Source organism: Paenibacillus sp. V4I9 (assembly GCF_030817295.1).
In the GTDB taxonomy this organism is placed as follows: Bacteria; Bacillota; Bacilli; order Paenibacillales; family NBRC-103111; genus Paenibacillus_E.
This window is the reverse complement of sequence record NZ_JAUSZE010000001.1, coordinates 7,715,769-7,728,688: the sequence shown is the minus strand read 5'-3', so window position 1 is coordinate 7,728,688 and position 12,920 is coordinate 7,715,769. Positions and strand designations below refer to the sequence as shown.

General features: G+C 46.0%; 12 protein-coding genes and 1 tRNA gene. 2 read left to right on the top strand and 11 right to left on the bottom strand.

Features of this window, described 5'->3' with window-relative positions; translation table 11 throughout:
* Positions 1–38: 38 nt before the first annotated feature.
* The 9 genes from QFZ81_RS35630 to QFZ81_RS35590 form a co-directional block, all read right to left on the bottom strand.
* On the bottom strand, positions 39–848 hold the full coding sequence (locus QFZ81_RS35630) for an alpha/beta hydrolase (RefSeq protein WP_307606502.1): 810 nt from the start codon (positions 846–848) through the stop codon (positions 39–41).
* 69 nt (positions 849–917) lie between these two features.
* Positions 918–1,154 (bottom strand): preprotein translocase subunit SecG, encoded by a 237-nt coding sequence (gene secG / locus QFZ81_RS35625; RefSeq protein ID WP_029196004.1) that lies wholly within the window; start codon positions 1,152–1,154, stop codon positions 918–920.
* Positions 1,155–1,260: 106 nt separating this feature from the next.
* Positions 1,261–1,971: a M50 family metallopeptidase gene (locus QFZ81_RS35620; RefSeq protein ID WP_307436144.1), complete on the bottom strand. Its 711-nt coding sequence runs from the start codon at positions 1,969–1,971 to the stop codon at positions 1,261–1,263.
* A gap of 43 nt (positions 1,972–2,014) precedes the next feature.
* Positions 2,015–3,307 (bottom strand): phosphopyruvate hydratase, encoded by a 1,293-nt coding sequence (gene eno, locus QFZ81_RS35615; RefSeq protein ID WP_307436147.1) that lies wholly within the window; start codon positions 3,305–3,307, stop codon positions 2,015–2,017.
* Between the two features lie 34 nt (positions 3,308–3,341).
* Positions 3,342–4,880, bottom strand: coding sequence for a 2,3-bisphosphoglycerate-independent phosphoglycerate mutase (gene gpmI, locus QFZ81_RS35610; RefSeq protein WP_307436150.1), 1,539 nt, complete (start codon positions 4,878–4,880; stop codon positions 3,342–3,344).
* Between the two features lies 1 nt (position 4,881).
* Entirely contained in the window at positions 4,882–5,634 is a 753-nt protein-coding gene (gene tpiA / locus QFZ81_RS35605) for a triose-phosphate isomerase (RefSeq protein WP_307436153.1), read from the bottom strand.
* A 23-nt stretch (positions 5,635–5,657) separates the two neighbouring features.
* Positions 5,658–6,839, bottom strand: a complete 1,182-nt coding sequence (locus QFZ81_RS35600; RefSeq protein WP_307606500.1) for a phosphoglycerate kinase — start codon at positions 6,837–6,839, stop codon at positions 5,658–5,660.
* 120 nt (positions 6,840–6,959) lie between these two features.
* Entirely contained in the window at positions 6,960–7,967 is a 1,008-nt protein-coding gene (gene gap / locus QFZ81_RS35595) for a type I glyceraldehyde-3-phosphate dehydrogenase (protein WP_171641362.1), read from the bottom strand.
* A gap of 85 nt (positions 7,968–8,052) precedes the next feature.
* Positions 8,053–9,075, bottom strand: a complete 1,023-nt coding sequence (locus tag QFZ81_RS35590; protein WP_307436160.1) for a sugar-binding transcriptional regulator — start codon at positions 9,073–9,075, stop codon at positions 8,053–8,055.
* A 306-nt stretch (positions 9,076–9,381) separates the two neighbouring features.
* On the opposite strand from QFZ81_RS35590, the gene QFZ81_RS35585 reads away from it, so the two are divergent.
* Together QFZ81_RS35585 and clpP are read left to right on the top strand one after the other, a co-directional pair.
* A tRNA-Arg gene (locus QFZ81_RS35585) sits at positions 9,382–9,453 on the top strand.
* A gap of 231 nt (positions 9,454–9,684) precedes the next feature.
* Positions 9,685–10,266: an ATP-dependent Clp endopeptidase proteolytic subunit ClpP gene (gene clpP / locus QFZ81_RS35580; RefSeq protein WP_029195996.1), complete on the top strand. Its 582-nt coding sequence runs from the start codon at positions 9,685–9,687 to the stop codon at positions 10,264–10,266.
* Between the two features lie 306 nt (positions 10,267–10,572).
* Here the strand turns inward: clpP and QFZ81_RS35575 are convergent, their stop codons facing one another.
* Both QFZ81_RS35575 and QFZ81_RS35570 read right to left on the bottom strand, forming a co-directional pair.
* The gene (locus QFZ81_RS35575; RefSeq protein ID WP_307606498.1) at positions 10,573–12,342 is read right to left on the bottom strand and encodes a stalk domain-containing protein; all 1,770 of its coding nucleotides are present in this window, start codon (positions 12,340–12,342) and stop codon (positions 10,573–10,575) included.
* 211 nt (positions 12,343–12,553) lie between these two features.
* On the bottom strand, positions 12,554–12,823 hold the full coding sequence (locus QFZ81_RS35570; protein WP_028555561.1) for an HPr family phosphocarrier protein: 270 nt from the start codon (positions 12,821–12,823) through the stop codon (positions 12,554–12,556).
* Positions 12,824–12,920 lie beyond the last annotated feature (97 nt).

The window sequence follows — 12,920 nt, the reverse complement described above, 5'->3', positions numbered from 1 at the left end:
TCTCTCTTCACCTTCTTGTTGTTGTTGAGCCTAGCTTTCTAATTCGCCGTACTGGTTTCCTTTACTCCATAGTATGCCACTTTAAGGGAAAGGATAAACGCAGTAATATCGGCATAGATAAGCTCTCTCTCTTGATCCAGCAGCATTCCGTGGGATGACTCTGGGTAATAACGAAGTTCTTTCACTTGGGAACTAATGCGCTTATGTAAAAACGCTGCGCTTTCCTGATGGACCACGCCATCCTTGCTCCCTTGACCGATCCATATCGGTGCTTCGACTTGAGGCAGCAAGCTTTTAACTTGTTTCAACAGCTTACGTAGACTTACGACGCAACGAATCGGCGTTTTGGTATATGCACATGACTCATCTAAAAACGTAGAGATTTGTTTGGGTTTCTTAGCTACATATTTGATAAAATATTGCAGCAGTACGGCCAGTGCCGACTTCCTTGACGTCAGAAAAATAGGTGTAGCCAGCGAAATAACCCCAGCTGCACGACGTTCCACAGCCAGCTTCAAGGCGAGCAGTCCGCCCATTGAATGTCCCATAACAACAACGCTTTTGCATTTAGCTGCAAGTTCGTCATAACTCTCCAGCACATGCCCATACCAATCCGTCCATCCGGTTCGTATCATTTCTTCGGGTGAGGTACCGTGTCCTGGAAGCTTTACAGCTTGGATGGTGTAGCCTTCATCTCTGAGCACATACCCAATCCGTCTAAACTCCGAGGGCGCCCCCGTGAATCCATGGATCATCAGTATGCCTGTCTCTTGATTATCTCCACTTCCTGACCAAAAGAATGGTTCTGTCGACTTGTAAATTCTGCTCTCGATGGTAACCAGCTCCATTCCTAACACCCATTTAAAATGAAAAAACAGCAGGAGTAGATTTCCCCTGCTGTTATCGTTTTATGTGTGTTAGGCCTTCACTACGTATGCTACGACAATGGAAAGAATGAAAAATGCAGCAGCAAGCCCCATAGTAAAACGGGACAAAAATAGTTCCAAACCGCGTGCTTTTTGCTTACCAAATAAGTGTTCTGCACCACCGGAAATGGCACCGGACAAACCTGCGCTTTTACCTTTTTGTAAAAGTACAATCGCAATTAATCCAACCGAAGCTATGATTAACAAAATTTTCATAAAGATTACCATGTTATTAGCACCCCAATTGCCTGTTCTTTGCCTTATACAACTAGCATGAGTATTTTAACACAGTTCGTCCTAGAATACAACAAAGAGGCACCCTAGTGGTTCCCCTCTAGTCTCGGTAGGACGGTGTTGGTGATTGTCGGCTAGAGCTCCTTGCACGCTTATTACGTCCTAGAAATGCTTGCACGGCCTGTTTCGCACACCACAATGCAAATAACGTAAATAGGACGGCCCATACGATAGCCGGAATACCGGTATGCAGTGCCAAATTCGTGGCATCGCCCGCTTGTCGCGCATTTCCCCATGCGTAGATGATCAAGGAGAACGGGCCAAACACAGACTCTTCTAAGCATAAGAAAGCAAGCAGTAAGTAGTAAAAATCACGCAACCACTTTGGTGTAAGCGCCAGAACAATGATCGTCAGCGCAATGAAACCGACTAAGAACATGATTCCGAAACCATTCCGGACGAACAATATTAACGAGAGACCAGACAGCACGATCATAACCTGCAAACCTAAACGCTGCTTACCCTTCGAATAAGCCGAGAACAGGAACCAAGCAAAGAGTGATGCCGTGATATAACCTGCTAAGGCTACCGGGATGATCGCCCATTGCTTCGTAATTGATGAATAAGTAACCCCGCTATGATCCTGATAGAGCTCAATATACATCACTTTTCCCGATAGGGCCAAGGTCACCACAGCATGCCCAAATTCATGAACCATCGTGTCTATATTACGAAAAAAAGAAGAAGGGATCCAGTGCGTGAGCAGCGCGGAACCTATCAGAAATAAAATAGTTTTCACCCAGTTGCTCATACAGCGGACCCCCTTGGTATTTAATTAATTACTACGAAATATATTACTTGAAGTTTCTCAAGTTATAGAATGCTTTTTTACCAGCGTATTGAGCAACAGTGAACAACTCGTCTTCGATACGAAGAAGTTGGTTATATTTCGCTACACGGTCCGTACGGGACGGAGCACCTGTTTTAATTTGACCAGCGTTGGTAGCAACAGCGATGTCAGCGATTGTGCTGTCTTCGCTCTCACCGGAACGGTGGGAGATAACCGCTGTATAACCAGCGCGTTTTGCCATTTCAATCGCATCAAAAGTCTCAGTAAGCGTACCGATTTGGTTAACTTTAACCAAGATGGAGTTACCGATGTTTTCTTCGATCCCTCTGGAAAGACGCTCAGTGTTCGTAACGAACAGATCGTCACCAACGAGTTGAACTTTGTTACCCAATTTCTCAGTAAGCAATTTCCAACCTTCCCAATCGTCTTCGGAACAACCGTCTTCAACTGTGATGATTGGGTATTTATCAACCCATGCAGCAAGGAAGTCAACCCACTCAGCGGATGTGAAGGATTTGCCTTCGCCTTCAAGGTGGTATTTACCATCTTTGAAGAATTCTGTGGAAGCAACGTCCATACCTAAGAATACGTCAACACCTGGTGTATAGCCAGCTTTTTCAATTGCTGTAAGGATAGTTGTGATAGCTTCTTCGTTGGAAGTGAAGTTAGGAGCGAATCCGCCTTCGTCGCCAACAGCTGTGTTAAGGCCTTTTTCTTTCAAAACGGATTTCAAGCTATGGAAAATCTCAGCGCCAATGCGAAGAGCTTCTTTGAATGTAGGCGCGCCTACTGGCAGAACCATGAACTCTTGAACGTCAACGTTGTTATCGGCATGTGCCCCACCGTTGATGATGTTCATCATAGGAACTGGAAGCGTCTTAGCGTTGAATCCGCCAAGGTATACGTAAAGTGGAACATCCAAAGCATCAGCTGCTGCGCGAGCAACTGCCATGGAAACAGCTAGGATCGCGTTAGCGCCTAATTTTGCTTTGTTAGGAGTACCGTCAAGCTCGATCATTTTGTGGTCAATGCCAACTTGATCAAGCGCGTCTAGACCGATGATTTCAGGAGCGATGATTTCGTTCACGTTCTCAACGGCTTTCAGAACGCCTTTACCAAGGTAACGACCTTTGTCACCATCACGAAGCTCAACAGCCTCGTATGCGCCTGTGGAAGCGCCTGAAGGAACGATAGCGCGGCCGAAAGCGCCGGACTCTAGATATACTTCTACCTCTACAGTTGGGTTACCGCGGGAATCCAATACTTCGCGTGCATAAACATCAGAAATAATCGTCATTGTTAGAAAACACTCCTTTAATATTATGTTTGAATTACCGCTTTATGATGGTTGTCCCGGTCATTTGTTCCGGTTGTGTAACCTCTAAGAAGTCTAGCATCGTTGGGGCAATATCTGCCAAAATTCCGCCGTCTCTTAGTGTAACAGATTTGTCCGTAACAATAAAAGGCACAGGATTCGTTGTATGTGCTGTGTTACGTGATCCATCTGCATTCGTAACCACATCAGCATTACCATGATCGGCTGTGATACAGACTACGCCGCCTTTGGCGAGGATCGCTTCTACAACTTGACCTAGACAAGCATCTGTTGCTTCGATTGCTTTAACGGTAGGCTCCAGCAAACCGGAGTGACCTACCATGTCAGGGTTAGCGAAGTTGAGAATGATCACGTCATGACGCTCATCTTCGACTTCCTTTACCACAGCAGCTGCCAACTCATATGCGCTCATTTCTGGTTGCAAATCGTACGTAGCTACTTTCGGCGAAGGAATAAGAAGACGGGTTTCACCTGGCAATTCCGCATCCCGACCACCACTGAAGAAGAAAGTTACGTGTGGGTATTTCTCTGTTTCCGCTGCACGAAGCTGCTTCAGACCATTCTGAGCCAGCACCTCACCGAGGGTATTGTCGAGATTCTTAGGCTTGTATGCAACAAAGCCTTCTACGGATTCACTGAACAGTGTCAGACATACGTAGTACAGGTTCCTAGCTGCTTTAGGACCACGGTCAAAACCGCGGAAATCTTCATTTGTGAAGACTTGCGAAAGCTGAATCGCACGGTCAGGGCGGAAGTTGAAGAAGATAACCGCATCCCCTGATTCTACAAGACCTACCGGCTTGCTATCATCACCAACGATAACCGTTGGCATAACGAACTCGTCGAAGACCGATTTCTCATAAGATTCAATAATAGCCTTCATTGGATCTGTATAGGTAGGGCCCTCGCCATAAACCATGGCACGGTAGGATTTTTCCGTCCGCTCCCAACGTTTATCGCGATCCATCGCATAATAGCGGCCTTGAACGGTCGCAATATGCCCTACGCCGACTTCCATGATTTTGTGCTGCAGGCTGGCCATATAACTCTTTGCAGAATCTGGAGCCACATCGCGGCCATCTAGGAAAGCATGGATGTACACATCATCAAATTGTTCTTTTTTAGCCAAGTCCAGCAAAGCGAACAAATGCTGAATGTGACTATGTACGCCGCCATCGGAGAGCAGCCCGTAGAGGTGCAGCTTTTTTCCGTTTTCTTTTGCATGGCGAAAAGCGCCTAGAATCGTTTCATTATCGTAAAATTCACCATCACGAATCGATTTGGAAATCCGCGTCAGATCCTGATAGACGATACGGCCTGCGCCGATGTTTAGGTGTCCTACTTCAGAATTCCCCATCTGGCCTTCTGGCAAACCTACGGCCTCACCGCAAGCGGTAAGGGTTGTATGTGGATAACTTGACCAGTAACGGTCGTAGTTAGGCTTTTTGGCATGAGCAACCGCATTCCCCTGCTCTTCCGAGCGGAGTCCGAAGCCATCGAGAATGATGAGTGCTACCGGTTTCGGTCTGGACATGTTACTTCGCCCCCTGAACGAGCTGGATGTAGGAAGCTGGCTCTAAGCTCGCTCCGCCAACAAGTGCGCCATCAATGTCAGGCTGTGCCATGTACTCAGCAATGTTATTTGGCTTCACGCTGCCGCCGTATTGAATGCGAACCGCATCAGCTACGGACGCGCCGTATAGACCACTTACCAGCTGACGGATGTAGCCGATAACATCTTGTGCATCTTCAGCAGTGGAAGATTTACCTGTACCAATAGCCCAAATCGGCTCATAAGCGATAACAACTTGCGCTGCTTGCTCTGCGCTAAGACCAGCAAAAGCTGCTTCTGTTTGCACTTTACAAACATCTTTCGTTTGACCCGCTTCGCGTTCTTCCAGCTTTTCACCTACGCAAAGGATCGGAGTTAAGCCGTGTTTGAAAGCCGCAACGACTTTCTTATTTACGATTTCATCTGTCTCAGCGAAGTAAGCTCTACGCTCGGAGTGACCGATAATGACATACTCCACACCAAGATCCTTCAGCATAACGCCGCTGATTTCTCCTGTGTATGCGCCATTGTCTTCAAAATGCAAGTTTTGCGCTCCAACGTGAACGTCTGTACCTTTCACAGCTTCAACCAAAGCAGGCAGATTCGTAAAGGGGGAGCAAATTACGCTCTCAACGCCTTCTACAGTGCTGCCTTTTACTTCATTCACGAAGCTAACTGCTTCGGAAACGGTTTTGAACATTTTCCAGTTACCCGCGATAATCGGCTTTCTACTCATTGGATATGCTCCTTTACAATCAATTATTTATCGTTCAAGGCTACTACGCCTGGCAATGCTTTACCTTCCATGAATTCCAAGGAAGCTCCGCCACCTGTGGACATATGGTTCATTTGATCAGCCAAGTGGAATTTCTCTGTTGCTGCAGCGGAATCGCCACCACCGATAACGGTGTAACCCTCAGTAGTTGCACAAGCTTGCGCTACGGCACGTGTACCATGGGAGAAAGGCTCAATTTCGAATACGCCCATCGGTCCGTTCCAAACAACGAGTTTGGATTTCGCGATAACGTCTGCATATAGTTCACGTGTTTTCGGTCCGATATCAATACCTTCCCATTCAGCGGGAATTCCGTCAGCGCCAACGATTTGCGTGTTCGCATCTGCGCTGAATTTATCAGCAACAACGATATCAACTGGAATCAAGAAGTTAACGCCTTTTTCTTTTGCTTTTTCAATAAAGCTAAGCGCCAGGTCGAGTTTCTCGTTATCCACGAGAGATTTACCGATTTCGTGACCTTGTGCTTTCAGGAATGTATAAGTCAGACCACCGCCAATAAGGACGTTATCTGCAATGTTCAGGAGGTTCTCAATGACAGCGATCTTGTCTTTCACTTTGGATCCGCCAACGATGGCTGTGAAAGGACGCTCTGGATTGTTTAATGCTTTACCTAGAACATCAAGCTCTTTCTCCATCAATAAGCCGGAAACCGCTGGAATGAAGTGTGCGATTCCTTCTGTCGAAGCGTGCGCACGGTGAGCAGCACCGAATGCATCATTGACGAACAGGTCTGCAAGCTCAGCAAAAGCTTTTGCCAATTCAGGATCATTCTTCTCTTCGCCTTCATTGAAACGAACGTTTTCAAGCAAGAGAACGTCACCATTTTCAAGAGCATCCGCTTGCGCTTTCACGATTTCGCCAACCGATACATCCGCTTTAATCACGGATTGTCCAAGCAATTCAGCCAGCTTTGCAGCTACAGGTGTTAAACGCAGTTCTTCAACGACTTGACCTTTTGGACGTCCGAAGTGACTTGCAAGAATGACTTTCGCACCTTTTTCGACTAAAAATTTAATCGTAGGGAGTGTTTCTCTGATTCGTGTATCATCGGTGATTTGACCATTCTCTACAGGTACGTTGAAATCAACGCGAACAAACACTCTTTTACCAGCTACTTCAACATCGCGAACACTTTTCTTACTCATAGGTCAAAGCCTCCTGAACGTGTATGGTATACTTCCGGTCAACCTTTTATGTGGGAAAATCGCACATAAAGAGGAGAATCTCTTCTCCCCTTCATATGGTTTTTGTAATGATCTATGAAATTACAGACCTTTTTTAGCGATGAAAGCTACCAAGTCAACAACACGGTTGGAGTAGCCCCACTCGTTATCGTACCAGGAAACCACTTTCAGCATGTTGTCGCCAACTACCATTGTGGAAAGAGCATCGATTGTGGAGGAAGCTGGGTCACCATTGAAGTCACTGGATACAAGCGCATCTTCTGTGTAGTTCAGAATGCCTTTAAGTGGGCCTTCGGAAGCTTGTTTCAGAGCTGCGTTTACTTCGTCAACAGTTACGTTAACTTTCAATTCAACTACCAAGTCAGTAACGGAAACGTTAGGTGTAGGAACACGCATAGCCATACCGTTCAATTTGCCTTTAAGTTCTGGAAGAACAAGACCGATTGCTTTTGCTGCACCAGTGCTGGAAGGAATGATGTTCTCAGCTGCTGCGCGAGCACGACGAAGATCTTTATGAGGAACGTCAAGCACGGATTGGTCATTTGTGTAAGAGTGAACAGTTGTCATCATACCTTTTACGATACCGAAGCTATCGTTGATAACTTTCGCGAAAGGAGCCAGACAGTTTGTTGTACAAGAAGCGTTGGAGATAATTGTGTGAGCTGCTGGATCATATTTATCTTCGTTAACACCAAGTACGATTGTGATATCTTCGTCGGAAGCTGGAGCGGAAATGATAACTTTCTTAGCTCCGCCTTTCAAGTGAAGGGATGCTTTTTCTTTAGCTGTGAAAATACCAGTAGATTCGATTACGATTTCTGCGCCTACAGATGCCCAAGGCAGGTTCCCAGGGTCACGCTCAGCAAAAACTTTGATGGAACGACCGTTAACGATCAATTCGCCTTCACCAGCTTCAACTGTTGCGTCTAGTTTACCGTGAGTTGTGTCATATTTGAGCAAATGAGCCAATGTTTTAACGTCAGTCAAATCGTTTACTGCAACGATCTGTACTTCTGAGTTGTTCAAAGCTGCACGAAATACGTTACGACCAATACGTCCGAAACCGTTAATACCTACTTTTGTTGTCATAGCTGATTCCTCCTAAGATTAAATAAATAATTATATTTCAAAACGCAGCTGATGAAGGCATACGTTATGATGTCTTTCGTCTTCTTTAAACATGCTTCATAATTTCTAAAGCTGCTGCCTCATCGGTTACAAGAACATCTTCCTGTCCATGACGAAGCACGGAAGCGATCGCTTCCCCTTTACTCTTCCCGCCGGCTACACCAATGACGACTTCAATGCGCTGAAGATCCTCCAGACGAAGTCCTAAGGTTGGCATCTTGTGAACCACATTTCCTTGGCGGTCAAAATAGTACCCTAACGCCTCTGCGAGAGCACCCTCGGCTTCCAGACTGCGTGTCGTCTCGGCGTCGACCTTACGTCTTCGTGCCATAACCATAGCATCCCCGATACCGTGTACAACAATGCGACAACTGCGAACAGCGTTAACAACTTCTTGAATTTGTGGATCTTGGATGAGCGATTGGTACGCTTCTTCCCCGAGATGATCCGGTACATGCAGCAATCGGTATTTACCGCCAGTTTTCTTGGCCATAATAGAAGCAATGGTGTTCGCCTGCATATCCACACTTTCACCAAGTCCACCTCGAGCAGGTACAAACCAACTGCCTTTCATCGATGAGGATATCGCCAGGTTATTGGCAATCTGCGCCATCGTAGATCCGCCGGTTACTGCGATGATATCATCTTTGGACACGTACTTGCGGAGCGCTGCTGCACCTGCACGTCCTAGCTCCTTCTTCGTAAATACCGAAGTGTCGGAGTCTCCTGGGACAACAATCACTTGCGAGATGCTATACGACTTAGCAATGCTTTCCTCTAAGTCCGTCAATCCAAAAGCCATCTTAATGATGGGCTGCATGTCTTCAAGCAATTGACGGCCGGACTCACTAATCTTCATCCCTGTGGCATCCGATTCGAGAAGTCCGAGCTCCTTAAGGAAATCAACTTCCCCGCGCAGCACGCGTTCAGTCATATCGAGCGAAGAAGCTAACGTTCTGCGTCCGACAACACCAGAGACTAAGATATGATGTAGAATCGAGTACCGCTTCTTCATGATGTCCATGAGATCCGGCAAGAGCTGTTTCTGAATGTCAAGAATTTCTCTCATATGACGACTTATAACGCTCCTGATCCGTCTACTGGACGTTTTATGTCCCGGGTATACATTTTGTGTCCCACCCGGGCGAAAAAAAAAGTTTCTTGCACAAATCTTACATCAGAAAGATGAAATCACTGAAAATTGTTCAGCGTGAATGCTTTCTGATAGCTTACTTTCTCATTATAACCAATAATCTTTCCAGATTCAACATTTGTTCAAACTTTTTTCACCAATATGGGCTGAAAGGGCTTACTGTCTTGCTTTTTCTGGTTGGCTGACATATAATAACCCTTGCTTCACTTTTTAACTTTTTATGCGCCCGTGGTCCAATGGATATGACGTAGGCCTCCGAAGCCTGAGATAAAGGTTCGATTCCTTTCGGGCGCGTTCATAAGAATTGCAGTAGAATCAGCATCAGAATGGCCAAAATCAGCTTCCCTGCTGATTTTTTTTGTTGTTAGTTTGACCTTTCTTGACCTTCAGAGGTTTTTTCGTTATCATACTTGTAGATACTGTAAACAGTATGTACACGGGAGATCAATTTCATAATTCAATGATGACATTGATTCCACGCATCAAACTTTTAAACCATCTACCCACCCCAAGGAGGTCATTCTCATGAGTTTTATCCCTATGGTCGTCGAACAGGACGCGCGCGGTGAAAGAGGGTATGACATCTACTCTCGCTTGCTGAAGGACCGCATTATTTTCTTAGGCACGGGTGTCAACGATGTTGTGGCTAATTCCATCATTGCTCAGCTACTTTTCTTGGCCGCACAAGATCCTGATAAAGATATCTCGCTTTACATCAACAGCCCTGGCGGTTCCATTACAGCCGGTATGGCTATCTTTGACACGATGCAGTTCATTAAGCCAGACGTATCTACGATCTGTGTTGGTATGGCTGCTTCTATGGGAGCATTCCTCCTCACAGCAGGTGCCAAAGGCAAACGTTACGCTTTGCCTAACAGTGAAGTCATGATTCACCAACCACTAGGTGGTGCTGAAGGTCAAGCCTCAGACATCGAAATCCGCGCTAAGCGTATTTTGAAAATGAGAGACAACCTGAACAAAATCCTAGCAGAGCGCACGGGCCAAACTTTTGAGCGCATCGAAAAGGATACAGACCGCGACAACTTCATGAGCGCTGCGGAAGCGGCCGAATACGGACTCATCGATAAAGTCATCGAGCGCGTCTAATTTGTAAAATAAAAAACCAGCCTGCAGTGACTGCTCGAACGAGCGGCCGTGCGGCTGGTTTTTTTATTGGATCTCCTCACATTCTACTTCTCTCCGCCGCCGTAAGCTTGGAAACCGACTTCTCAGCCCTCACAACCCAGCCTCATCTTGGGTTGAGCTTACTGTAGGCTAGGTTTCCGAGCTTATTACCCATCTCCTCACCGCTGATTCAAGCTTGCAAACAAAATAAAAGCCTCCAGAGACCCCAGTGTTATGCTGTTAAGCAACACTAGGGTCTCCAAAGGCTCTTATCTATTCAAACTTACCTTACTTCTTCTCATCCAATGGATAGAAAATCAGGTCAATCGGGAATGCCGATCCAGCCGGAGGCGTGAACTCGATGTCCAGCGCGTCTTCCGTACCCGTTGTACGAGCCAGTACTTCCATTCCGTCAAATGCCGTAATGACACCGGAATATGGAACTGGAATGATTTCACCGTTTATTTTGAACGGTCCTTTGAACACACCGCCTTTGGCCATGATCATAACAGCCATCTTGCGCGGCTTATCCGCATGGATTTTATAGACTACGCCATAATTACCACCGTTTTCCACATTCTGCTTACGCATCACGTCATACCCTTTAACGAACGGATCCGTCTTGTTATCCCCAATCGTTAGTACCGACGTTTTCGTGAAGCTTGTGGCGTCTACATCCCATTTAATCTCTGATATCGGGAACGTCCCGCGTACGTGGCCAGTGAAGCCTAATAACGGAAGCTCTTGTGCTATCGTTGGCGTCAGCATGCGATCCGTCACACCGAACGAGATTTGCAGTTCACCATCTGTTTCCACATCGTAAAATAAGTTCACACCCTGCCCCGGATAGAAGTCCGGAAGCTTCGCATATACGTAAGTCTCATGAGGAGGCACCGTCAGTTCGTCCGTGTACACATTGCCTAGAAGGAAGTCTACGGATGCTTCGCTACCGATCAAATTCGCATAAACGGAAGGATACACCTCCCCTTTATTTGTTGTCTTGATCTTAACCGGCTTATCCGAGTTATTCGTTGCGAATATCGCCATGGTCATTTTCTGCTTCGTACCGTTGATATGATCGGCATACAGTCGCGCCTTACCATTGATGTTATCACGGTACAGAATACCACTCTCTGTAAATTCTTCCGGACTGTCGCTCACTAGCAGCGTACGCCCTGGAACTTCGGTTACTTTCTTAGGCAAAGGAGCCATCTCATTGAAATGAGCCCAAATCGTGCCCCAGTCCGACTTGATGAAACCACCAACCGGCTTCATATAAATCGGGTATTCCACTTCAGTCAAATAAGGTTCATTAACCACCGTTACAAAGCTTTTGAACAATTTACTTACATGTCCGTGACCATCTTTCACCGTCAAAGTAACCGGATATTTACCTGGTTTGAAAAAGGCTTCTTGATTGCCTGCCCAATCATAGGACGCAATACCTTCCGCATCGGGATCATAGCTAAGATCGAGATACTTCACAGGCTCTCCAAGACGGTATGTAGGCTTTGCTGTTGCGAACTTAGCTACAGGTCTGGAGTTGCTATCCTGGTCAATATAGATGCCCTCAGGCGTCTTAAAGTGTACGATTTCCACTCGACGGAGTTCATTATTATATTTATACTTCGCGCCCATATAGTCTGCTAACCAAGTTAGCTTCACTAGAAGCTTCCCATTTACGATCGCAGCAACCGTGTTGAATGGTGTATCTACCCCATTGGTGGTCACGGTCTTATGATCCGCATCGAGAACGATGTCGTAACCCGGAGGGGTCATCTGAATAGTCCGTGAAGCATCATTCCACTCCACCTTGAAACCCATCGTATCCCCAAGGAACTTAGCAGGGACGAATGTACTGCCATTGATAATCGTGGACGGAGACTCCAAATGGATTTGCTCCTCATTTACGAACGCTTCTGACTTATCGATATAAAGTAAAATGAAGGACGAGCTTGTCGATACCGCGTGAGCTGCCGGTGATACGATCGTACTAGCAAGAAACACGATCAACGCAAGCAGGAGGGTAACCTCTTTTTTTAGCGAATTCAATTTCATTCTCTTCTCTGGCTCCTTTAACATTTGAATGCAGCCGGCAGAAATGGCAAATAGCCCTTTCCTTCGTTGGCCACGTTCATTAGACGTCGACAAGAGAAAAAGGTTGCTAATTTCCCTAATTGTTAACAAATTTGACACTTATTAAACTTCGCTGTACTGTACGGCCACTTCACTCGCAAAAAAGCCTCCTCGAAAGGAAGCTTTTGAAGGATTATTGGTTTTCCAATTCTTCCTTGCTAACTAATGTGACTAAAGCGTTTACAGCCTGCTCGGCGTCCGAACCTTCTGCACTTATGAAGACTTCGGTCCCTGTACTGATCGCAAGACTCATAATTCCCATGATGCTTTTCGCATTCACTTTCTTTTCATCTTTCTCAACAAAGATCTCAGATGAAAATTTATTCGCCTCTTGAACAAACAATGCCGCAGGTCTGGCATGAAGTCCTGTTCTCAACTTCACAACGACTGGACGTCTGGACATGGAACTAATTCCCCCTAATATGGAGCTTATATGAATTACTATTGATAACAGTGCTATACCCTATGTTTTAACATTATAGCATTTTTCCCTGAAGTAC

Bases quoted from the DNA above. Each gene is read 5' to 3' on its own strand.
- gap (WP_171641362.1), bottom strand. From the start codon at position 7,967: ATGACAACAAAAGTAGGTATTAACGGTTTCGGACGTATTGGTCGTAAC.
- QFZ81_RS35630 (WP_307606502.1), bottom strand. From the start codon at position 848: ATGGAGCTGGTTACCATCGAGAGCAGAATTTACAAGTCGACAGAACCA.
- secG (WP_029196004.1), bottom strand. From the start codon at position 1,154: ATGGTAATCTTTATGAAAATTTTGTTAATCATAGCTTCGGTTGGATTA.
- QFZ81_RS35620 (WP_307436144.1), bottom strand. From the start codon at position 1,971: ATGAGCAACTGGGTGAAAACTATTTTATTTCTGATAGGTTCCGCGCTG.
- eno (WP_307436147.1), bottom strand. From the start codon at position 3,307: ATGACGATTATTTCTGATGTTTATGCACGCGAAGTATTGGATTCCCGC.
- QFZ81_RS35575 (WP_307606498.1), bottom strand. From the start codon at position 12,342: ATGAAATTGAATTCGCTAAAAAAAGAGGTTACCCTCCTGCTTGCGTTG.
- QFZ81_RS35600 (WP_307606500.1), bottom strand. From the start codon at position 6,839: ATGAGTAAGAAAAGTGTTCGCGATGTTGAAGTAGCTGGTAAAAGAGTG.
- tpiA (WP_307436153.1), bottom strand. From the start codon at position 5,634: ATGAGTAGAAAGCCGATTATCGCGGGTAACTGGAAAATGTTCAAAACC.
- gpmI (WP_307436150.1), bottom strand. From the start codon at position 4,880: ATGTCCAGACCGAAACCGGTAGCACTCATCATTCTCGATGGCTTCGGA.
- QFZ81_RS35570 (WP_028555561.1), bottom strand. From the start codon at position 12,823: ATGTCCAGACGTCCAGTCGTTGTGAAGTTGAGAACAGGACTTCATGCC.
- clpP (WP_029195996.1), top strand. From the start codon at position 9,685: ATGAGTTTTATCCCTATGGTCGTCGAACAGGACGCGCGCGGTGAAAGA.
- QFZ81_RS35590 (WP_307436160.1), bottom strand. From the start codon at position 9,075: ATGAGAGAAATTCTTGACATTCAGAAACAGCTCTTGCCGGATCTCATG.